The sequence below is a fragment of the Beijerinckia indica subsp. indica ATCC 9039 genome, assembly GCF_000019845.1.
In the GTDB taxonomy this organism is placed as follows: Bacteria; Pseudomonadota; Alphaproteobacteria; order Rhizobiales; family Beijerinckiaceae; genus Beijerinckia; species Beijerinckia indica.
Genome location: NC_010581.1, coordinates 3392366 through 3412500, shown reverse-complemented (window position 1 = coordinate 3412500; position 20135 = coordinate 3392366). Strand labels below are relative to the sequence as shown.

Sequence of the window (20135 nt, the reverse complement as noted above, 5' to 3'; positions counted from 1 at the left end):
TGTCATCCATGACGAGCGATCCTCAGAACCAGGAGATCAGGGCAATTCCCGCCACTATGAGCGCTGCCCCGATCGGGCACCCGAGGTTCACGGAATGCACCTCCATGCGCAGCAAACCGAAGTGCTCGATGGCCAGCGACATCAATGTTCGCCGTAATCGTGAGATCGGCGAAGGCGCCTGCGCCCACGCGATCGACGAACAGCAAGCCCGCAACGACGGCAAAGGCGCCGATCAGCCCGCCGTGAGGCGACCACCAATGCATCACGGTCAGTCCTTCGATGGTCGGCAGCGGTCGCGGCATGCAGACGAAGACCACGATCAAGAGGGCCACGATCTGTAAGAATGAGACCAGGCTGGCAAGCCAAGGATTCGTCAACGCGATGCGCAGAGCGCCGTTCATTGGCGGTCCCCACGCCTGCAACGCTCCGGCCGCAAGAATGAGAGGATAGAGCCAGGCGGAATCCATCGGTTCTCTCCGAGAATGGTGCACGGATCAGCCGCCAAGAACCAGCGCGGCGATCGCCAGCACCAAAGCCGGTGGCATCACCAGCAAGCCGATCTTAAGGAACGACATCCCGCTCACCCGGAGACCCTCGCGGCGCAGCGCCGCGAGCCAGAGGAGCGAGCCCGTAACACTGAGATTTGGTCCTAGATCGACGCCAATGAGCGCAGCGCCGGTTACCAGTGGAGGGCTCTGAGCCCCTTGGATTGCCGTTCCCGCGATCAATCCAGCGGGCAGATTGTTCATGATATTCGAGGCGAAGGCGATGACGACGCCGTTGGCCCAGGCGGTGTCCAGTAGTGACCAGGACGCACCGGCACGCAGGGCGGTACTTAAGAGCCCGATCACGCCGGTGCGATCCAGCGCTTCGACTAGCACGAAGAGGCCAGCCACCAGCGGCAGTACGCCCCAAGAGATATCGCGCAGGATGTCCCACGGGGCACGGCGTTCGAGCAGCACAACCGACGCCGCAGTCGCGAGGCCGGCGATGCAGGTCGGCAACCCCAGTTGCCAGCCCAACGCCGAAGCCATCATCAAGACGACGGCTGTGACGACGATACCGATTCCTGCCGCGCGTCCGGAAAGCGATAGCGCGGGGACTTCGACTTCTGCGGCAATCGTTTGGTTCAGCATTCGGCGCTGCGTCAGGCGGAGCACCACATAAGTTGCAGCGATCGACAGCAGCGACGGCGCAGCATAGCGCGGCAGCCATTCGAGCAAGGACGGCGTATGACTGCCATAGATCACCAGATTGGCGGGATTGCTTATCGGCAGGACGAAGGAGGCCGCGTTTGCGATGAACGCACAGATGAGCAAATAGGGGAGCGGCTTCTCGGCCTTCGCGGCACGCGCGACCGCTGCAACCGCTGGCGTCAGAACGACAGCCGTCGCGTCGTTCGACATAAACGTCGTTACGACGGTTCCAACCACATAAACCAACGTGAACAGCCGCGTTGCAGAGCCATTCGCCAGATTGGCGGCGCGAGCCGCCAGCCAGTCGAACAAACCTTCTCGTCGCGCGACCTCCGCAAGCAGCATCATGCCGATCAGGAAGAGGTAGACATCCGTTCCTTTCAGCACACCGCGCCACGCGTCGGCGAGCGAGAGCAGGCCGGCAAGGACTAGAATCGCGGCGCCAGTCACCGCCCAAATGGCTTCCGGCAGACGCCAAGGACGTAGGATCACGCCCCCCGTTGCCAGGGCTACGATGCCCCATGTTGCCGCAAGCGCGCTCACCACTTGCGTCCATTGCGCTTGGGGCCGAGTTGGGTGCCGAGGATGCTCTTTTCTGGCCAAGCGCCGACGGTGTCGCGATCGCTACCGTCGCCTATCGGCGACGGCATGTAGCGTCCGTTCCGGGCTACGCAAACGGTGATCGTGTCATGCCCGGTGTCGCCAGCGCTCTCGCGCGCCTCGACCATGAGCGCATGGCGCCCGTCGGACAACGTGCGGATATCTTTGATCGTTTGCCAGGGTGAGGGATCGTTCGGATCAGGGGCGAGTGCAATCCGTTTGCCGAAATGCACCCAGCTCAGGACGGTCTTTGTGTCCGGCATCGTCGTCTCCATCGCGACAAAATGGAGGGAGACCGACTGGACGACGGCCTCCCCGGGGGCAGCTCAGACAGCCGTCGCGGCATTCACCTCGGCGTCACCCTTTCGAGGGTGCTTCTGGGGCTTGGGTTCTTTGGGCTTCAGCGGATGCAGGTCGTCTGCGGAGGGACCAACCTCTCGCGCGTCGATGACGGTGCCGAATTCCGATGTCAGTCCCTGACCGCGCGCCGCCAACCGCTGCCCCCGCGAGAGAAACTGCGCGATGTGCTTGGCCTCTTTCGCGGGGACGCAGATGATCCTTCCGTCTTCGAGCAGCGCGCCGCGCGCTTCGCCCTTCGGACCATGGAGAACACGCCGCACTATGCCTTCGGCGTGCATGGGCTCATGCTTGGATTTCGTCGCGCGCCCATCCGGCTTCTCGTGCTCGTCGTGCTCTTTCGGCGGTCCATTATCGACGATACGCTTGCCGTCCATCGTTTCGATCGCCACGGCCACGATCACCGCGCCGCCACGTGGCCACACACCGCGAACCTTGATCTTCGGCGTCTCGCTTGAACGAATCGTGGCGCAAAGCTCGACCGACATGTGCGGTGGGAAATGGATCTCCAGCCCCTCACTCAGAATCATCCCGTCAGCGTCGCCATGCGGATTGAGGAGGAAGCGTTCAAAAGTGCCCAAGACTTCGGGCAAATAATCGGGGTCAAGCCAGTGCATGTCGTGTCTCTTTTCCAGGTCGGGAATCGAAAGCTGTTGCGCGAAGCCAATTGCCTAGGGGCGTGGCGCCCCTGGCGGTTCGAAGCCAGGAATAGGCGCCGGCGGGCGCCGTCCCGGACTTGGACGGGGTACCGTTTCGACGAGGCTCAATTGGTCACGCGACGCGCCGATCTGCTGCGCCTCAATAACCTTGCCGAGCGCGGTGACAGTTGCCGTGCCTTCGGCGACGAGTGGCTGTCCCGGCTGCAGTAAGCTCGCAAAGCGATAGGCCTCCGACGGCGGCAGGAGCAGAATCGTACCGTCGTCCAGTAGTGCGCCGTTGATGTCGCCCCGTGGGCCGTGCAGTGCAATCCGCACGCGGCTTTGCAATTCTGTGCGCCTGGGAAGCGGTCCGTCCGCGCCCGGAGCGAAAGCGACCGGCGGTGGCGGTGCGGCAGGTCCGCGACCAGGTCCAGGCGGTCCATTGTCGATGACTTTCCGCCCGGTCGCGTCGTTCGTGATGGAGACAGCCTGCACCAGCGGCAATGCCGCGGCATGCAGTCCGTGATCGTAACAATGTCCCCCGGCTTGATCGCATAGGCGATCTGAGTCGAGAGGTGCGGAGGGGTCTTGACCTCGGTGCCGTCGGTCAGGATCAGCCCGTCTATGTCGCCGCGCGGCGTCAACGTGAACTGCTGGACTTGCCCGCGTTGAGCCGGAAGCTGTTGTGGGTCATAGAGCGGCGCTTGCCCGGCAGGCGGGGGCAGTTGATTTGCAAACGGCTGCGCCTGATTCTGCGCAAGCGCGTTGGCGCTCAGCGCCAATAGGGTCGATCCACCGACGAAGACGGCCTTCCACTGGGGGTCGCATGTGATTCATTCCTCAAGAGCACTGCCTGAAGGATGAAGGGCAAGCCGTGCGCCAGTGATTATGCTATTGAAGTTATTGTTATTTTTTAGACGGCTGGCCCGTCGGAATGTCCGCTTCCCCGACACGTTGCGTCCGGTCTTCGGACGCGTCGAGGCCATAGCGCTTCATCTTCGTATAGAGAAGCTGCCGGTGGATGCCGAGCAGGCGCGCCGCTTCCGCCCGATTGCCTTCACTCCTTGCTAGAGCGCGGCGAATCAGCATCTCCTCGAGCCGAGAGGTGGCCGACGGCAGATCTTCATCCGGCCAATCAATTGCTCGATCGGTTGCCGAGCGAGTCTCATCGATAAAGTCGAGATCGACGGAGTTGACCGCATCACTGCGCACTAGCGCCGCAGCGCGCTCCATCGCATTCTTCAATTCGCGCACATTTCCGGGCCAGGCATGGCGGACGAGCCGCGCCGCGGCCTCCGGCGCAAGTTGCTTGGCGCCGCCGGCGCGCGCCAAGAAATACTCGGCGAGAGGAACGATGTCGGCGATGCGCTCTCGTAGAGCTGGCAAATGGATCGGCACGACGTGCAACCGATAGAACAAATCCTCCCTGAAACTGCCATCTCGCACGCGCTGCTTTAGATCCCGATGGGTCGCTGCGATCACGCGAACATCGACGGGAATGGCCTTGCCGCCGACGGGTGTAACAACACGCTCCTGTAGCGCCCGCAAGATCTTCGCTTGCAGGGCAATTTCCATGTCGCCGATCTCGTCGAGAAACAGAGTACCCCGCTCGGCTTCGCGAAACGCGCCTTTCCGATCGGTTACGGCGCCCGTAAACGCGCCGCGGACATGACCGAACAGCTCGCTCTCCATGAGCTCGGCCGGAATCGCGGCGCAATTGACGGGAATGAACGGCCTGCTGCTCCGATGGCCGTGCTCGTGAATGGCACGCGCCACCAGCTCCTTGCCGGTCCCCGTCTCACCTGAGATGAGCACGGTCGCATTGCTGTCGGCGAGCATGCCGATGGTCTTCTGGACGGTTCGCATCGGCTCGCTCGACCCGATCAACCCGCCTGGTTCTGGCTCCGACCGGAATGCACGTGGCGCCGCTCTAGCCGCAAGCATTCCCGCCAATATGCGCGACACTTCCTCTCGTCCGATTGGCTTCGTCAGATGATCGAACGCGCCGAGCCGCATCGCTTCGATCGTGTTCGCGGCAGTCGCGTGGGCGGTCAATACCGTCACGGGAGGCGGATTTGGGAGCGCGCGGAGACGCTTCAGAACCTCGATCCCTTCCATGCCGGGCATGCGAAGATCGAGCAGCGCGGCGTCGATCGCCTGCGCATGGAGGAGGCTTATCGCCTCCGCTCCCGACGCCGCCAAGTGTGCATCATAGCCGAGATCGCGCGCAGCTTCGCTCAGCGCGTCACGCATCGCATCATCATCATCGACAATTAGGATAGACGCCATGGCACCACGATCTCAAAAACTGTTCCTGTCCGAGAACAACTCAGGCGTGCGATCCCGCCATGCGCGGCCGCAACTTCGCGCACGATCGACAAACCAAGTCCGGTTCCATCAGCGCGGCTGGTGACGAATGGCTCGAACAGATGATCCCGGATTTCCGCCGGCGGTCCTGAACCTCCATCGCAAACCGAGACGACGAGATTCTCATGGTCATGTCGTGCGGCGATAACAATGGCTGTCTCCGCAGGTGCCGCTTCGATGGCGTTGAGAACGAGGTTATCGAGCGCACGCCTCATTTGATCGGAATCGAAGCTCGGCTCCTCACTGTCGGCCGCGCAGTCCAGCGCAATGGCCTTCGATCGAGCGAGTTCGAGATGCGTCGACAGGCAGGATTCGAGAAAGGGCTTCAGGGCGACGGGAGCGCGATTGAGCGTCTCTCGTTCAGTCACGCTAAGAAGACGGCGGACCAGCGCATCGAGCCGTTCGATTTGCCCGAGCATCATGGTGAGAGCCAGGTTCTTGCGCTCCGAATCGCCAGCCATGGCGTTCTCTGCCTTGAGCCTCATGGCGGCGATCGGATTTCGAATCTCATGTGCCACGCCAGCGGCGACGCGTCCGATCGCCGCCAGGCGTTCTCCAGTCTCGACCTGTCGTGCTAGTTGATCGGCTCGGCGTCTAGCTTCAGCAAGTCGCTGTCCCGCATCGTTCAGCGCCATGACGATGCGATCGAGTTCGCGCTCGCCCGTCGGAGGCAATGTGGGCAGTTCGGCGATGTCGTGGGCCTGGAGCGCGGTCTCGATGCGCGCAACATGCCTCGACCAAGTCATCGTGAGCCGAGTCAGCAGAACCGCCGCTGCGAGCACGGCAGCGAACAAGACACTAAGACCCATCATCAGCAGGCGATAACCGCTCCCAGCGAGCGTCACAACGCGTGTCATGGTCCACGCCGTCAAGCTTGGGATCGGTCCGGGCAGCGGGCACGCGGTCAAGAGCAAGATCTGCGACGATGCGTCGTAACGGCTGACCGCCTGCCGATCGCCCGCAGCTAGCGCTGCTTGATTGACGGCTTGAATGTGGGGAAGCTCCGCTTGAGGCACATCGGTTTTAGGACCTGATCCTTGGTAGGTTGGGAATGCGTAGGCGAGAGAGCCGGCATCGCTCTGCCAAATCCCCCCTTCGATGCCTGGCCGATCCCGAAGCGCTGTTTGCACGACCGTGGTCAGACCTTGACGTAAGACATCGTCGTTGACCCCAGCAGGCGGCCCGTGCCAGCCGCTGCTGTAGAAGCGGTACGCATTACCAATCGCGTCGCAGGCGCGGCCGATTTCCGCTTCAGCTTGGCCAGCCTGGGCTGTCGCCGACTGCCTGAACAGGCCGACCATGAGCCCGCCGGCTGCTCCCGCGGCGGCAACCAGCAAGAAGAGCAGAATAATGAGGCGGCCTCGTAGCGATCGAACCATAGAACTCTACAACCGTGCCTTTCCTATCCATGATCAAATAACTCGATAGTGTCCGGAATCAAGACAGTTCATGCGCAATAAAGGGCAGACGCAATGGTAGTGGCTGCCGGCAGCCGCTGAGAGCGCGTGTAAGGGCGATTATCCCTCGGAGGGCGGCGGCGGCTTTACAATGCTGCCAGTCGGGGAATAGCCCGCTCGCCCAATCGTAAGGATCGAATGCTGCGCCTCCCCGTAACCACCCGCCCGGCCGGAAGCGCGATCCAGTCCGCCAAAGCACTATAATAATCGTGCGGGTAGGTTTGTGCTTCGCCTCTCGATCCTCCCCTATTTGGCCGGGAAATCTCCGCCCGTGCTGCTCAAACGGCGGCAATGGGAAGGGTCATGAAAAGGGTGGGTGTTCGATTGCCTTGTTTCGGACAGTTGATGTCGGTCCATTCCCAACCTCGGAAAGTTCGCTTCCTGACGTTTCGCTATTAGTCCGGAGCTGGATCAAACAGGTAAATCTACAACGACCCGTCGCTGGTAAGGAACGTAGCTATGCAATTATGCTTGCACGGAGAAGCCGAGGAGGCCCGTCAAATCGTTGGCAATCCAAAACGAAAGGCGAGCTGGCCCGATCCTTTCAAGCTGAAGAGGGCCTGGAAGAACAGGATGCGGGTCCTGGGGCCGAAGACGAATGGCACACGGCTCTTGCGGCCCTCGATGCCGTGCTGCAACGCTCCACACACAGGCTCGATCATATCAAGGCGAGAATGCCCTTGCCCGCGATCGACAACGACCAGGCGGATGCTCTCAACCGTTGGCAATCTGTGGTGTTCGGCGAGGCCAGCACCTTCCCACCCACTCTCGCCGCCGCGATCCTCCATGACGCATGGCTCACGTTGATATCGCCCGCTTGGGCTCTTGGTGGAGAAAGTGTTCAAGAGCCGGAGAAGCATTGATCCTTTTCCAATCATCACCGTGCGCGGGTGCGTTGCAAATTATGTATACGGATACAGGAAGACGTTTGAGACTGTGATTGTTATGCTTTGTTAACCAATAGAGGTCAGAAACAGACAGAGAGCAGGTTGTCGGACTGTTGTAAGTGAGGGTCTGTCTCACTTTGCGTGCTAAAAAATGCGGCGTCATATCGGAAATGACCGATCCTATTTTATTTATGTTTCGACGGAAAATGAGCGAAGACCAGCAGCATATTTATTTATAGTTTCAAGACCTTCTTCCGATTGGAATATATGTCATAAGCACGCAAAGTGATGTGTTGAAACGGTCGATTGATCTGGAACCTGTGGCGTTTAGCATTGCTATCAGCCGCGACAGCAGAAAAGGATCATTCGATGCCCGTAGCAACAATTGGTCTGGATTTAGCGAAGTCCATTTCTTAGGTTCATGCGATCGACGAAGCCGGTGCCGTTGTTGCGCGTCGCTCACAGGTTCTCGAGTTCTTTCGGAAGCTTCCGCCCCCGTGCAACCGCAAGCTGATCTATGATCAGTGTCGGCGTCCTTTAGCTGTGTCAATCCGATAGAGTGAAGCTGAACGGTAAGGGAACGAACACCGGGAGGGACCGTTGTCCTGTGTGTTGAGTATAACGCATTGAGATTTGGCCTCGCGACTGCGGGGCGGAGGCTTTCCGCCAGAGGTCCAGCATTGGTAAGTTCGCTCGGGTTGGATGGGTGGACCAAATGACATCTTCCAGGGAGGGAGTAACACCCAATGCGCAAGCGGGTGCCAAAGAATTGCCGGATACGGCAGACCAAAATATATTGCCCGCACAGGATCCAAATACGGTCTTGTTGGCAGGTCTTTTTCTGATTGCTGCTCTAAGCGGCGCGTATGTTGCCGCCGAGGTCGTCCTCCCCCTCATTTTTGCGATCGTCTTGAAATTACTTCTGCAACCTGGCATGAGATTTTTAGAGCGATACTATATTCCTCGGCATCTGGCTGCATTCTTTCTTATCCTTGCGGTGCTTGGCGCAATTCTGGGCATTGGAGCTGCTGTGTCGGGCCCGTCGAAGGCTTGGTTCGAGCATCTTTCTGAAGGACTCCCGCTCTTGCGGGAAAGGTTACTTTTTCTCAGCCATCCGTTTGAATTACTCGACACGTTGCGGAACAAGATGGATGGCATGGGGCATTCCGGGCAGCTTAGTGTCAGCCTTGCCAAAAGCCTAAGCGAAAGCCTGCAAGAGACCTTATTGAGGACAACACGCCATTTTGCCAGCGGTCTCTTCGAAATGATCCTGATCCTTTTCTTTCTCCTTGTCTTTGGTGACATGTTCCTCCGGCGACTCGTAGAAATCTTGCCGCGTTTCAAGGACAAGCGGCAGGTCGTCGATCTTTCCCAGCAGATCGAAAGCAATATTTCTGCTTATCTGCTGACCATCACAATCATGAATGCTGCCGTCGGCCTTGCGACGGCGATCGTTATGTGGGCCTGTGGTGTCGGAGATCCGATTTTATGGGGACTCATCGCGTTTCTTTTGAATTTCCTGCCGATCATGGGGCCATTCTTCGGCGTTGGAGTGTTTCTTGTCGCAGGCTTGTTGACCATTCCGCAATTATGGCTCGCGCTTTTGCCGGCGGGGCTTTATTTGCTCATCCATATTATGGAAGGGGAGTTGATTACTCCCATGCTGCTTGCGCGCCGCTTTACGCTTAATCCCGTTTTGGTGATTGTGTCCCTCATCTTCTGGTTTTGGATGTGGGGTGTTCTTGGCGCGATCCTTTCGGTGCCTTTGCTCGCGATGACGAAGATTATTTGCGATGGAATCAAGCCTCTCAACGCTGTCGGGCATTTTTTGGAAGGAGATTCGCCTTGAACTTTGTGACATAATCCGGGCCTGTCTCAAGCTCTGCGAGAGGATGCAAGAAGGACCGGGGCCCCGACTTTTGCAGACTTCATTAGCCATTCGGATTCCGAAGCAGACGGCAAGCAGATCATTCTGGTGACGGACGGTCCAATGGCGCGTGAAGCCGAAATCTTTTTATCCAGCCTTCCTGTGCGCCCGACGGCGCGACCTTCCGCCGCCCATGTCTCGATCTTCAGGCTTTGCCTGAGAAAATCCTTGGCGGCCCTGGCGTTCTGTTCGACGAGATCGAGCGCCAGAGGCTTGTAAAATTTATCCGCCATGTCTTTGGTTACGCATTTCCAAAGATTGTCGGTTGTGATCGGCGTGTCATTGCCCAGAGCCCGGCTGCGATGCTCGGCTTGCTGCCACGAGACCGAAACTCAGTTGTGCCGGGGAGCCCTCTGTTCCTGGACCTCACGCATTATGCCCGCGCAGATATCATTCATTGATGGGTTATGCCTGCGCTTGGCGTCATAGGGAGCGTCAGCCAGCGCATCATCTCTGTATATATGTATATATAAGGAGCACAGATGCGATGATCTTGCTGGGATGCTCAGTTGATGCTGCATGTTCACATCGTCAACCTCAACGGCTACCTTGAGCTACAACCTACAGAATTGACCTCGATAAACGACGCGCTGCTCAAAGCCGCATAACTTCGCTGTTTAGGCGATCTTTCTGGTTAGCGGCTGCACGACAACTCGATTAGGAAGCCTGTCAAAAGGAACCTTCTACAAGAAGACTTGTTAGGGCGGAAACTGCGGTCTGTACGACAAGAAATGGAGGATACGATGGCACGGCAGTTCTATGAAAGTGATCGCGAGCGGCGCCCGTCTGCGCGGGACGAGTACGAAAGTGATCGTAGCCGTTTCCGCTCCGATAGAAACGAAGGCTACGGAAGACGAGAGGAGTACGGGCGTCGCCAAGGCTATGCCGAGGGCGGGCAGGGTGGCTATTATGAGAGTGGTCGTGAGCGGGGCCCATCTGCGCGGGACGAGTACGAAAGTGATCGTAGCCGTTTCCGCTCCGATAGAAACGAAGGCTACGGAAGACGAGAGGAGTACGGGCGTCGCCAAGGCTATGCCGAGGGCGGGCAGGGTGGCTATTATGAGGGTGGTCGTGAGCGGGGCCCGTCTGCGCGGGACGAGTACGAGGGTGATCGTAGCCGTTTCCGCTCCGATAGAAACGAAGGCTACGGAAGAAGGGAGGACTACGAGCGGGGCCCGTCTGCGCGGGACGAGTACGAAGGTGATCGTAGCCGTTTCCGCTCCGATAGAAACGAAGGCTACGGAAGGAGAGAGGACTACGGGCGCCGCCAAGGTTATGCCGAGGACGTCGGACAGGGTGGCTATTTTGGCGACACCGAAGGCCATTCGGAGATCGGCAGGCGTGGCGGTCAGGTCCGTCATGAGCGTGCGATGCGTGCACGGCGAGACGAGGAAGGTCACGCCGAGGACGTCGGGCAGGGTGGCTACTTTGGCGACACCGAAGGTCATTCCGAGATCGGCAGACGTGGCGGTCAGGTCCGTCACGAGCGCGCGATGAGTGCACGGCGAGACGAGGAAGGTCATGCCGAGGACGTCGGGCAGGGTGGCTACTTTGGCGACACCGAAGGTCATTCCGAGATCGGCAGACGTGGCGGTCAGGTCCGTCACGAGCGCGCGATGAGTGCACGGCGAGACGAGGAAGGTCATGCCGAGGACGTCGGGCAGGGTGGCTACTTTGGCGACACCGAAGGTCATTCCGAGATCGGCAGACGTGGCGGTCAGGTCCGTCACGAGCGCGCGATGCGCGCGCCGCGGGATGAGGAAGGTCACGCCGAGGACGTCGGGCAGGGTGGCTACTTTGGCGACACCGAAGGCCATTCCGAGATCGGCCGACGTGGCGGTCAGATCCGTCACGAGCGCGCGATGAGCGCGCGGCATGACCTTGAGGAGCCGAGTAATGAACGTCAACGCCGTGGAAATGAAGACGAGCAAGTAAGGCCTCGTGATGAAAAGTGACAAGCGCTTTGGAACAGCGAAAGTCTTATGCCCTTTTTGTCACAAGAGATGTGCCTGACTTAGCACAGAGTAACTGCAACGGGCCGGCCGATACCAGAAATTGAAGGGATGACGCTCATGACACGAGGTGTAGGTGGGCATTCGCCTGCAAACATTACGCAGCATCTGAAAGGAATCGATTTTCCTGCAAAAAAGGACGATCTCATACAACGTGCTAAAAACAACAACGCCGGACAAGATGTGCTTGAGGTAATCGAGAGTTTGCCAGAAGTCGACTATGGCAATATGGCTGATGTCATGAAGGCCTATGGCGAAGCCGACCAAGCTGGCAGAAAATAAACCCCATTAAAGCTGGGACCTATTATCGCTGAAAAGCCAAACATGACTCCCTTCCCTGTGAGCAAATAGCGGAAGCCACGCCGATCATTTTTGGCGGCAGAGAAGCGCGCTAAGTTGGAAAACTTGGCGCGCTCGACAAAGAGGTGGACTATCGCACACGATTCAAAGAATGGATCGTTCTGCTTGTGGTCGACCTACACGACTGTCCGCGAAGTGCCTGTGCAATCGGCATGATATCAAAATTGCGCGTGTATTACGCAAAGGATAGGCTGTCCTGAAATAGGCGGCTGCAGGTCATTCTATTCACGCACACGAAGCTGAACCCCTTGCGTAACCAATGCATGGCTTACGCTTCCTTCGTAGTTAACCTTGCGGTCTAAAAAGGATGGGAAGCAACGGAGCTTCAGCACGGGCCTGCTTCATCTGAAAGGTCACGTTCAACGCCTTGCTGTAGCTGTTTGGTGACCTAATCGTTTGGGCTCTTGCGCAGGTTATATGATTTCCTAAGGATTCGTCATGGACGCTTATCCAAAGCCACCCTTTCCAAGGCAACATCAGGAGATGCCGGGTATAACCAAATTAATGCAGCCTTTGCCTGATCATGGCGAAATAACTTATCATGGTTCCGGCAGACTAGCAGGAAAGCGTGCGATCATTACTGGTGCAGACAGTGGGATAGGTCGGGCGATCGCAATCGCTTATGCGCGTGAGGGCGCTGATCTTGTGCTCTCTTATTTGAATGAAGGAGAAGATGCCGAGGAAACAAAGTCCTGGGTGGCTAAGGCGGGCCGCAAGGCAGTTCTTGTCGCGGGGGATGTTCAGTATGCCAGCCATTGTCGCGGCATAGTGGCCACAGCAATGTCAGAATTGGGTGGCATCGATATTTTAGTCAATAACGCAGCACATCAGATGACCTTCACGGCGATTGAGGATATTCTCGATGAGGAATGGGAATTGACATTCAAGGTCAATCTACATGCAATGTTTTATCTTGTGAAGGCGGCTGTGCCGCATATGCTTCCGGGAAGCGCCATCATCAACACCGCTTCTATCAATGCTGATTTCCCAAATCCAACCTTGCTGCCTTATGCGACGACGAAAGGAGCAATCCAGAATTTTACCGCAGGCCTTGCGCAATTGCTGGCTGATAAGGGTATACGCGCCAACGCTGTCGCGCCGGGACCAATCTGGACGCCACTCATTCCTTCAACCATGCCTGAGGAGGCTGTTGAACATTTTGGTGAATCCGTACCGATGAAACGGCCAGGGCAGCCTGCAGAGTTGGCAACAGCATATGTCATGCTCGCAGATCCATTGTCGAGCTTTGTGTCCGGTGCGACGATTGCCGTTACTGGTGGTAAGCCCTTTCTTTGAAATAGGAAAGATTGGAGTCGAATTAACGGACAATTCGAACCCATAAGTGCGTCTTATCATCACTTGAGAGGATTACGTCTGAATATTGATAATGAAAGAAGCCTAGAATAAATGGCGGGATGTTCAAGAAATACTTGGAAGTATTTGTTTTGTCTGGTCAATGGTCGAAAATACTTATCCTCAAGAATGGATGGGAGGAAAAACAATGCAAACAGTGGAGTCACACGGGCAGATCATCTATCTTATTCGTGGCTGCGAGGCGAATTGGCATGTAGAGATCAACAATCAGCCGGGGATGTCCTATGCTAGTAAGGAGGCCGCCTTTGAGGTGGCGGTTGCGGCCGCATCCAACGCCATTCGCGACGGGCAGGAAGTGGTGATTGTCGTGCCCGGCTCCAAGATGGGCGAGCGCGCACTCGGTATTTATGATCAGAACACCTACCGGTCATTTTTTACCTGACCTACAGAGATATTGCGTTGCCACTTGGGCAAGCCCTGCTGCCTTAAACATAAAGCTATGGGGTTGATGATGAAAATACGGAAGAAGCCCTTATCTGAACAAGTCATCGTCATTACCGGAGCTTCAAGCGGCATTGGCCTTGCCACCGCGCTTTCCGCTGCCAAGCAAGGAGCCAAAGTTGTGCTCGCTTCGCGCAACGACGCAATCCTGGCTAAGATCGCAGATGATATACGAAAAAATGGCGGACAAGCTTTGGAACTGGTCACGGACGTCACACGCCGGGAAGATTTGGAATATCTTGCAGCAGAAACACTGAAAGTGTTTGGCGCGTTTGATACCTGGGTCAATAATGCCGGCATCTCTATCTTCGGCCGTATCGAAGACGTTTCAGATGAAGATCACCACCGGCTTTTTGAAACCAATTTCTGGGGAACCGTCTATGGCTCGACAATAGCAATTCAGCATTTAAAACATCATGGTGGTCGACTGATTAATATGGGCTCAATGGCGTCTGATGTAGCTATACCGCTCCAAGGCATGTATTGTGCGTCAAAACATGCCATTAAAGGCTTTACAGACGCACTGCGAATGGAGCTGGAAGCGGAAAATGCGCCTGTTTCTGTTACATTGATCAAGCCCGCTTCGATTAATACGCCTTTTCCTGATCACGCCAAAAACTATATGGATCGGCGGCCTAAGCTGCCTCCGCCCATCTATGCCGTTGAAGATGTCGCTGACGCTATCCTGCACGCTGCAGTACATGGACCACGTGATATTTACGTAGGAGGCAGCAGTAAATTGATAAGTTCACTCCATAAGCAAATTCCCGCTGCTACGGATTGGATGGGTACACATCTTTTGACAAAAACGCAGGATATAGATGGCTATGGAGCCATTGATGAAAATGCCCTCTATAAGCCCGGCCATGACGGTGAAATTCACGGAAAAACACCCCACCACGTCATGCATAGTACTTACACAAAAGCGAGCCTTCATCCAGCCCTCACAAATGTGCTCCTCGCTGGAGCAACAGCCATGCTTTTAGGACGGACAATACGTAGACATTAATTAGGAAAGTAATCGAAACCTAGTAAGCTCAAAACTCCATCCTCTGTGGCGGTCAGAAACGGCCCGTGCGGTTCCGCCTGACTGCAGGTCAGTGACGTCAATAACCAAGCTTATACCAAGTCCTTGGAAGGTTGACTCCTTGAGGTTTTCAATTGGCGTTGATGTGATTCAGTTGTGGCGAATGAAGGGGGCGCCATGATTTTTCACTTCCACGGCCTCCAATATTCTGCGGCATACATAAAGGGCTTTTATTATGTTCCTTCGCCTCTCCAAGACCCGATCCTTTGGGATAGCAGGGCTCATCGGCGCGGCAATCTTAAGTACGCTTGCCATCGCCAACTACTTCATAGCGCGCCGCACGGAGCGTCGACACCCATCAAAGGGTTCCTTCCTGACCGTAGAGGGGGTTAGGCTGCATTACAGCGATCGGGGTGAAGGTGATCCGGCCGTGCTCATTCACGGTAACGCCGTAACAGGTGATGATTGGAACACCAGTGGTGTAGCTGATCGTTTGTTACAAACCCACAGAGTTATCATCTTTGACCGCCCTGGTTTCGGGCATAGCGATCGCCCTCGTGGGCATATTTGGACACCCGAAAAACAAGCCGAATTGCTCCATAAAGCTATGCGTAAGCTCAACATTGAGCGCCCGATCATCGTGGCCCACTCTTCGGGCACGCTTGTGGCGCTCGCGCTCGCGGCGCGCCATAAGGCCGATCTAGGCGGCCTTGTGCTTGTGTCTGGTTACTATTTTTGGACTCTGCGGCTAGAGGTCGTATTGGCCGCGGTAGGAGCGCTCCCTCTGCTAGGCGACATACTGAATTATACCATTTCTCCCTTGCTTGGTTGGCTCGAGATGCCCCTACTCAAATGGCTGATGTTTTCTCCTACTCAGATCCCTAAAAGATTCCAGGCTGAATATTCGACTGCGATGGCCTTGCGACCGTCGCAGATTCGGGCCACCTCTGAAGATGATGTGCTCATGATTCCTGCGGCTATAGCCTTGCGTAGGTCCTATAAGGATATGACTTTACCTGTCGCTCTCATTGCAGGAGACAGCGATAAAATTGTCTTTAAACAAGCGAGCGAACACCTTGCAGCCTGCCTCCCAAACAGTGTGCTGCAAATCGTAAAAGGGGCGGGTCATATGGTTCATTATACAGCCCCGCTACTGATAACAGAGGCGGTTGATAACATCGCAAAGGATTTGTCCGCAATAGGACACGGCAAGAATGAGGGAATTTCCGAACCCGCGCGGTTGTTCCAAAAATAATAGGTTAACGGCCTATTGAAGAAAAGCATATGCAGCCGCTAAAGACCACAGCCTGGCAGATTGAGTCACACCTACATTTCAGGATTGGTTGGATTCGCAGTTTTCCAGGTCCCGGGCAGAAGTTCGTCAATGCGCTTGACTGGATGACCCGGCAAGCGCGCAAGAACATCGGTAAGCCAAGCTTGTGGATGACTTCGTTTAACTTGCTGCTTAGATGGGGGTGGCATGGCGTCCACCAGCATCGGAACCCGCGAAGGTTTAATTGCCACCAGTTGAGGACGTCGGCCGCCTGAGGGACGACCCGTCGCTGCAATTTCCACAAGCCTATATCGCCATCCGAGAGCACCGTTGTCGGGGAACTGGGGCAGATGCCGACGTTCGCGATCGCGGCGACAAATTCGTTCTCCGAATTGCCATTCCATGCAAAGGCGAAACGATGCTGCGATCCGGCATGAAGCAGGACGAGCACACCAAGCCTCATACAGCGGCCTATTTGCATGGTGGAGCATGAAAGAAGGAGACGACGGCGCGTGCCGGGATCACATCGATTAGCGTCCTGCTTCTCCCGCTGAGGGACGCTTTTCCGAGCGCTTTGCCGCGATTAGTAGCGTGTAACAAATATATGTCGTCCGGCAGGGATCTACAACGCGCGAGACACGTTTTCTCGGTCGAAAGGAAGAATGACTTATCATACTTTATCAAGTCATAAATGAAAGAGTTCAGATGCTGAGCCGGGTTCCCGCTGATCTTTCGTCGTTGCCAAGCCGCGATCCTGAAACCGGCGACCTGCTTGCTATCATCGAGACCCCGCGTGGCAGTCGTAACAAATACGCCTATGACCCCGCTTTTCATACCTTTCGGTTAAAGAATGTGTTGCCGAAAGGCAGCGTCTTTCCTTATGACTTCGGATTTATCCCTTCAACGAAAGCCGATGATGATGATCCTGTGGATGTGCTCGTCCTTCTTGATGAGGAAATACCAGTGGGCTGTGCAATCACCGTGCGCCTCATTGGCGCCATCGAAGCTGAACAACGTAAACATGGCAAGGAATGGATTCGCAATGATCGATTGATAGCCATTGCCAGCCACGCCCACCTTCACGGTGAGGTCGAATCCTTGAAGGAAATTAATCCACGACTTATTCAAGAGATCGAAGAATTCTTCATCCAATATGAAAAGCTGAGCGGAAAGGATTTCCGTATCGTCGGCCGGTGCGGGCCAAAGTCTGCCCAAAAGCTGCTGGAGGCCGGAGCGCAGCGCTGGGCTAAAAATCCAACTGCGACGTGTTCGCAAACACTCCTTTCAGCTGAGAAAGATGGTTGAGATTATTCGAGCTTTGGATCAACTATGGCAATGAACCGAAATGAACTCCGCTTTGGTCGTCTCTCTTGCTCATCTCGCCATATCTGCGTCGATATGCAGAAACTATTTGCTGAGGAGACGGATTGGAGGACACCTTGGATGGATCGCGTCCTTCCCTCTGTGTACCAGCTGGTCGCTCGTCATCCCAGCCAGACAATCTTTACTCGTTTCATCCCAGCGGAACACGCGGGCCAAGGGATTGGGACATGGCGGCGGTATTATGAACGTTGGTCGTCTATGACAATCGAAGCACTTGGCATAGCGATGATCGATCTTGTTGCCGAACTCGCGGCTTTTATGCCGCCCGCGGAGGTCCTTGACAAGCACGTCTACTCGCCTTGGTTCGAGTCGGACTTGCATGCGCGACTACAACACCAATCTGTCGATACCTTGATCATCTCAGGCGGCGAGACCGACGTCTGCGTTTTGAGTACCGTCCTGGGCGCGGTCGACAGAGGCTATCGTGTGGTACTCGCCTCCGATGCACTCTGCAGTTCTTCGGATGAGGCGCATGATGCGGCGATCAGGGTCTACGAGAATCGTTACAGCCAACAAGTCGAAGTGGTAACGACCAATATCATCCTTGAGAGTTGGAAGTGAGTCGCTGTGCCGTTACCACGACGGCCAAGTGTGCCAAAGCCGCGATCCTTAATAATGAAAGAGCATCAGCAGAATGATGATCGGGATTGGAACTCCCAGCATCCATAATAATATTCCGCGTCCCATTTCATCACCTCTTGTTTAACGCCAACGGGTAAAGATACTTACGCCCGCATAGTCTTTGCGATGTTGGCCGCCAATAGTCGCCGCCCACCAAGCAGCAGCAGCACCAATCGCCGAAGCGGCTGCCGATAGAAAGGCGGCTAAAATTCCCACCTTGCGCTTCGCGTTCGCTGTATCTCGAACATCCGTGATTGCATAATCGACGCGCTTTTGGGCATCCACAGGAGTGAGGCCCCGATCCGTTACTAAGCGGACGAGATAGTCTCTGTCCGATGCAGTGACAGCGCCATTGTAAACACCGGATTGAAGAATAGCCGCAACTTCGCGACGAAGACCTTCATTGTAGGGGGTCTCAAGGCGTTCGCCTCGTAACAAAGCATCAGCCATATAGAGTGAATGGTCAGTCTGCTCGGGTGTTTTTGATTGCGCTTCACGCACAATACCACTCAATGCTGTTGAAACTATCATACCGACGAGCAAAGTTGTCAGCGCCCAAGCTATGAGTCCGTGTGCACCATCACGTATTTCGCTTTCGTGGATACTAACGTCCGGTGTCATATGACGCATCCGGCCTGCGATGTAACCGGAAGCAATATAGCTGGAGACGACGACCCAGAGCGTCCAGATCGTAATGGCTATCACCGTTGCTTTTGCTGATAGACCTTGTCCTAAATAGGGAGAGGTAATCGCTAGGCCAATTGCTGACCCAAACGCTGTCAAAGTCACGAAGATTGCGGTTCCGACAAGAGCACCAGCAATGACCGCCGGCCATCCAATGTAGCTTGATGCCAGGACTTCCGTCATGGGAACAGCGGCAACAGGTCTTAAATTAGCATCGTCCATTCGTTCCTCCTTTCGATTTGTTATATAATCTAAAGATCATCTCATTATATATTACCGAAGCCCAAGAACCGATAATATAAACATGATGACGACAATTAGTCCTACAATATAGATAATTCCATTCATGCTGAATTTCCATTCGAATAGATTGAAGAGGGGAGATAATTGACACATATATTCGTTTCGTTCATTGAGCGCTTTCTGACTACTCACTTTTTAGATGAGACTGATCAACTCAAGTTAAAGGAGCTAGTCTGCTTGAAGGGAATCTTTCGTGCAGCTTCACGTTATTGATAACCTTCAACAGCACACAGTGCTTAGCCAACCATCATCATCACTGATGTGTTCCATCTTCACTTCAGATAATCTGTTGTAGCTGAAACGAAAGTGTCTAGGGGTCGGCAAATACAGAAAGCGTCTGACATACAAGCTGTACCGCAAGATTGTCACAAGCACTGCCGTGTATGTTTGAGGGATCACGCCTTGACGAAGTGCGCCCTCATCACCGATCTGCCTCGAACTCTACCAGGAGTTCGTATCCGGCGCTTTCGATATTATCGTCACGAAGATATTTGCTAAATCAATCAGGAAAGAACAAGTTGCACGCCTTGGAGCCTGATTCCTCAAGACAGGCATTGTCCATTGTAAAACGAAGGTGCATGTCAGTCGTCACTCGCGCTCAAGGTCCAGAAGAGACCGGCTTGACAGAAGGAACGAGAGCTTGTTCCGCTCGTTTAACGAAGACCGATAAGATAGCTTTTCTGGATGATAAACGGGAGGATATGACAATGGTCCATTCTGGAGGAAATTTGCGGGATCTCTTCCATAGGGAATTGAAAGATATTTATTTCGCGGAAAAACAGATTTTACGCGCTCTGCCAAAGATGGCACGCAACGCACAATCGAGTGAGCTTCAGCATGCTTTTGAAACTCACGCCGATGAAACGGAACAGCAAATAGAACGCCTTGATCGCGTCTTTGAAAGCATCGGTCAATTGCCGCGCGGCAAAACCTGTGACGCCATCATCGGCCTCCTTGATGAAGGCAAGGAGATCATGGAAGAGTTTGCGGACACCGAAGCGCTCGATCCCGGTCTTCTCGCTGCGGCACAAAGTGTCGAGCATTACGAGATCAGTCGCTATGGAACATTAAAGGCATGGGCAGAGCAGTTAGGGCTCACCGAAGCAGCACAGCTCCTTGACGCGACACTTGTTGAGGAAAAGAGAATGGATGAGATCCTCACCAAAATTGCGATGGTTAGTCTCAATGAGCAGGCAGCTTGATATTTGCTGAAGAGATGACTACGGAG

22 protein-coding genes and 1 pseudogene (1 of these 23 cut by a window edge) are annotated in these 20135 nt (G+C 55.4%); 11 read left to right on the top strand and 12 right to left on the bottom strand.

From position 1 onward, the window contains the following. The 6 genes from BIND_RS15170 to BIND_RS21125 all read right to left on the bottom strand — a co-directional run. A protein-coding gene (locus BIND_RS15170) for an MFS transporter (RefSeq protein ID WP_012385916.1) crosses the window boundary here: on the bottom strand, nt 1-10 show its 5' portion. It extends 1262 nt beyond the left edge of the window; 10 of the gene's 1272 nt are visible here — the first part of the coding sequence; its start codon is at nt 8-10; the stop codon falls past the left edge of the window. Further along, nucleotides 3-467, bottom strand: a complete 465-nt coding sequence (locus BIND_RS15165; RefSeq protein WP_012385915.1) for a DMT family transporter — start codon at nt 465-467, stop codon at nt 3-5. The genes BIND_RS15170 and BIND_RS15165 overlap by 8 nt, the downstream gene beginning before the upstream one ends. Nucleotides 468-494: 27 nt before the next feature. Next, entirely contained in the window at nt 495-1739 is a 1245-nt protein-coding gene (locus tag BIND_RS15160) for an arsenic transporter (protein ID WP_012385914.1), read from the bottom strand. Then, nucleotides 1736-2059, bottom strand: a complete 324-nt coding sequence (locus tag BIND_RS15155; protein ID WP_012385913.1) for a hypothetical protein — start codon at nt 2057-2059, stop codon at nt 1736-1738. The genes BIND_RS15160 and BIND_RS15155 overlap by 4 nt, the downstream gene beginning before the upstream one ends. Before the next feature lie 63 nt (nt 2060-2122). Continuing rightward, nucleotides 2123-2770, bottom strand: a complete 648-nt coding sequence (locus BIND_RS15150) for a hypothetical protein (protein WP_012385912.1) — start codon at nt 2768-2770, stop codon at nt 2123-2125. A 54-nt stretch (nt 2771-2824) separates the two neighbouring features. Next, nucleotides 2825-3286: a hypothetical protein gene (locus BIND_RS21125; protein ID WP_148210664.1), complete on the bottom strand. Its 462-nt coding sequence runs from the start codon at nt 3284-3286 to the stop codon at nt 2825-2827. A gap of 8 nt (nt 3287-3294) precedes the next feature. Between BIND_RS21125 and BIND_RS21120 the strand changes: the two genes are divergently transcribed. Further along, nucleotides 3295-3576: a hypothetical protein gene (locus BIND_RS21120; RefSeq protein ID WP_050764043.1), complete on the top strand. Its 282-nt coding sequence runs from the start codon at nt 3295-3297 to the stop codon at nt 3574-3576. A gap of 121 nt (nt 3577-3697) precedes the next feature. Here BIND_RS21120 and BIND_RS15140 read toward each other — a convergent pair whose 3' ends face one another. The 3 genes from BIND_RS15140 to BIND_RS21420 all read right to left on the bottom strand — a co-directional run bounded on the left by BIND_RS15140 (nt 3698) and on the right by BIND_RS21420 (nt 7403). Beyond that, nucleotides 3698-5080 (bottom strand): sigma-54-dependent transcriptional regulator, encoded by a 1383-nt coding sequence (locus BIND_RS15140; RefSeq protein ID WP_012385911.1) that lies wholly within the window; start codon nt 5078-5080, stop codon nt 3698-3700. Further along, the gene (locus BIND_RS15135) at nt 5065-6537 is read right to left on the bottom strand and encodes a sensor histidine kinase (RefSeq protein ID WP_012385910.1); all 1473 of its coding nucleotides are present in this window, start codon (nt 6535-6537) and stop codon (nt 5065-5067) included. Before BIND_RS15135 ends, BIND_RS15140 begins: the two co-directional genes overlap by 16 nt. Before the next feature lie 575 nt (nt 6538-7112). Further along, nucleotides 7113-7403, bottom strand: coding sequence for a hypothetical protein (locus tag BIND_RS21420; RefSeq protein WP_148210663.1), 291 nt, complete (start codon nt 7401-7403; stop codon nt 7113-7115). An 814-nt stretch (nt 7404-8217) separates the two neighbouring features. Here BIND_RS21420 and BIND_RS15125 point away from each other — a divergent pair. Next, nucleotides 8218-9351 carry an AI-2E family transporter gene (locus tag BIND_RS15125; protein WP_012385908.1) on the top strand — a complete coding sequence of 378 codons (1134 nt, stop codon included), beginning with the start codon at nt 8218-8220 and terminating at the stop codon, nt 9349-9351. A gap of 230 nt (nt 9352-9581) precedes the next feature. Then, complete coding sequence (locus tag BIND_RS21415; RefSeq protein WP_148210662.1) at nt 9582-9830, top strand: hypothetical protein; 249 nt, start codon at nt 9582-9584, stop codon at nt 9828-9830. Between the two features lie 297 nt (nt 9831-10127). On the opposite strand, the gene BIND_RS15115 is transcribed toward BIND_RS21415, so the two are convergent. Further along, nucleotides 10128-11360 (bottom strand): hypothetical protein, encoded by a 1233-nt coding sequence (locus tag BIND_RS15115; protein ID WP_012385907.1) that lies wholly within the window; start codon nt 11358-11360, stop codon nt 10128-10130. Nucleotides 11361-11501: 141 nt separating this feature from the next. Here BIND_RS15115 and BIND_RS15110 point away from each other — a divergent pair, with 141 nt between their 5' ends. From BIND_RS15110 to BIND_RS15090, 5 genes are all read left to right on the top strand, one after another. Continuing rightward, nucleotides 11502-11723: a DUF2795 domain-containing protein gene (locus tag BIND_RS15110; protein ID WP_012385906.1), complete on the top strand. Its 222-nt coding sequence runs from the start codon at nt 11502-11504 to the stop codon at nt 11721-11723. A gap of 516 nt (nt 11724-12239) precedes the next feature. After that, on the top strand, nt 12240-13097 hold the full coding sequence (locus BIND_RS15105) for an SDR family oxidoreductase (protein WP_012385905.1): 858 nt from the start codon (nt 12240-12242) through the stop codon (nt 13095-13097). 205 nt (nt 13098-13302) lie between these two features. Continuing rightward, entirely contained in the window at nt 13303-13557 is a 255-nt protein-coding gene (locus BIND_RS15100) for a hypothetical protein (RefSeq protein ID WP_012385904.1), read from the top strand. A 66-nt stretch (nt 13558-13623) separates the two neighbouring features. Then, nucleotides 13624-14625, top strand: a complete 1002-nt coding sequence (locus BIND_RS15095) for an SDR family oxidoreductase (protein WP_041778901.1) — start codon at nt 13624-13626, stop codon at nt 14623-14625. A 253-nt stretch (nt 14626-14878) separates the two neighbouring features. Further along, nucleotides 14879-15898, top strand: a complete 1020-nt coding sequence (locus tag BIND_RS15090; RefSeq protein WP_012385902.1) for an alpha/beta fold hydrolase — start codon at nt 14879-14881, stop codon at nt 15896-15898. 71 nt (nt 15899-15969) lie between these two features. Here BIND_RS15090 and BIND_RS22375 read toward each other — a convergent pair. Continuing rightward, nucleotides 15970-16153: pseudogene (locus BIND_RS22375) on the bottom strand (transposase domain-containing protein); the annotation flags it as partial. 468 nt (nt 16154-16621) lie between these two features. On the opposite strand from BIND_RS22375, the gene BIND_RS15080 reads away from it, so the two are divergent. Both BIND_RS15080 and BIND_RS15075 read left to right on the top strand, forming a co-directional pair. Further along, nucleotides 16622-17221, top strand: a complete 600-nt coding sequence (locus BIND_RS15080) for an inorganic diphosphatase (protein ID WP_012385901.1) — start codon at nt 16622-16624, stop codon at nt 17219-17221. A 24-nt stretch (nt 17222-17245) separates the two neighbouring features. Beyond that, nucleotides 17246-17860: a cysteine hydrolase family protein gene (locus BIND_RS15075; RefSeq protein ID WP_012385900.1), complete on the top strand. Its 615-nt coding sequence runs from the start codon at nt 17246-17248 to the stop codon at nt 17858-17860. Nucleotides 17861-18001: 141 nt separating this feature from the next. Here the strand turns inward: BIND_RS15075 and BIND_RS15070 are convergent, their stop codons facing one another. Next, nucleotides 18002-18826, bottom strand: a complete 825-nt coding sequence (locus tag BIND_RS15070; RefSeq protein WP_012385899.1) for a hypothetical protein — start codon at nt 18824-18826, stop codon at nt 18002-18004. Between the two features lie 788 nt (nt 18827-19614). Between BIND_RS15070 and BIND_RS15065 the strand changes: the two genes are divergently transcribed. Beyond that, the gene (locus BIND_RS15065; protein WP_012385898.1) at nt 19615-20109 is read left to right on the top strand and encodes a YciE/YciF ferroxidase family protein; all 495 of its coding nucleotides are present in this window, start codon (nt 19615-19617) and stop codon (nt 20107-20109) included. Nucleotides 20110-20135 lie beyond the last annotated feature (26 nt).

Excerpts from the sequence above, each read along its gene's own strand:
- BIND_RS15080 (WP_012385901.1), top strand. The coding sequence starts at position 16,622 with ATGCTGAGCCGGGTTCCCGCTGATCTTTCGTCGTTGCCAAGCCGCGAT.
- BIND_RS15125 (WP_012385908.1), top strand. The coding sequence starts at position 8,218 with ATGACATCTTCCAGGGAGGGAGTAACACCCAATGCGCAAGCGGGTGCC.
- BIND_RS15100 (WP_012385904.1), top strand. The coding sequence starts at position 13,303 with ATGCAAACAGTGGAGTCACACGGGCAGATCATCTATCTTATTCGTGGC.
- BIND_RS15105 (WP_012385905.1), top strand. The coding sequence starts at position 12,240 with ATGGACGCTTATCCAAAGCCACCCTTTCCAAGGCAACATCAGGAGATG.
- BIND_RS15110 (WP_012385906.1), top strand. The coding sequence starts at position 11,502 with ATGACACGAGGTGTAGGTGGGCATTCGCCTGCAAACATTACGCAGCAT.
- BIND_RS15095 (WP_041778901.1), top strand. The coding sequence starts at position 13,624 with ATGATGAAAATACGGAAGAAGCCCTTATCTGAACAAGTCATCGTCATT.
- BIND_RS15075 (WP_012385900.1), top strand. The coding sequence starts at position 17,246 with ATGGCAATGAACCGAAATGAACTCCGCTTTGGTCGTCTCTCTTGCTCA.
- BIND_RS15065 (WP_012385898.1), top strand. The coding sequence starts at position 19,615 with ATGGTCCATTCTGGAGGAAATTTGCGGGATCTCTTCCATAGGGAATTG.
- BIND_RS15165 (WP_012385915.1), bottom strand. The coding sequence starts at position 467 with ATGGATTCCGCCTGGCTCTATCCTCTCATTCTTGCGGCCGGAGCGTTG.
- BIND_RS15140 (WP_012385911.1), bottom strand. The coding sequence starts at position 5,080 with ATGGCGTCTATCCTAATTGTCGATGATGATGATGCGATGCGTGACGCG.
- BIND_RS15135 (WP_012385910.1), bottom strand. The coding sequence starts at position 6,537 with ATGGTTCGATCGCTACGAGGCCGCCTCATTATTCTGCTCTTCTTGCTG.
- BIND_RS15090 (WP_012385902.1), top strand. The coding sequence starts at position 14,879 with ATGTTCCTTCGCCTCTCCAAGACCCGATCCTTTGGGATAGCAGGGCTC.
- BIND_RS15155 (WP_012385913.1), bottom strand. The coding sequence starts at position 2,059 with ATGCCGGACACAAAGACCGTCCTGAGCTGGGTGCATTTCGGCAAACGG.
- BIND_RS21420 (WP_148210663.1), bottom strand. The coding sequence starts at position 7,403 with ATGGAGGATCGCGGCGGCGAGAGTGGGTGGGAAGGTGCTGGCCTCGCC.
- BIND_RS15070 (WP_012385899.1), bottom strand. The coding sequence starts at position 18,826 with ATGGACGATGCTAATTTAAGACCTGTTGCCGCTGTTCCCATGACGGAA.
- BIND_RS21120 (WP_050764043.1), top strand. The coding sequence starts at position 3,295 with ATGCCGCGGCATGCAGTCCGTGATCGTAACAATGTCCCCCGGCTTGAT.
- BIND_RS15150 (WP_012385912.1), bottom strand. The coding sequence starts at position 2,770 with ATGCACTGGCTTGACCCCGATTATTTGCCCGAAGTCTTGGGCACTTTT.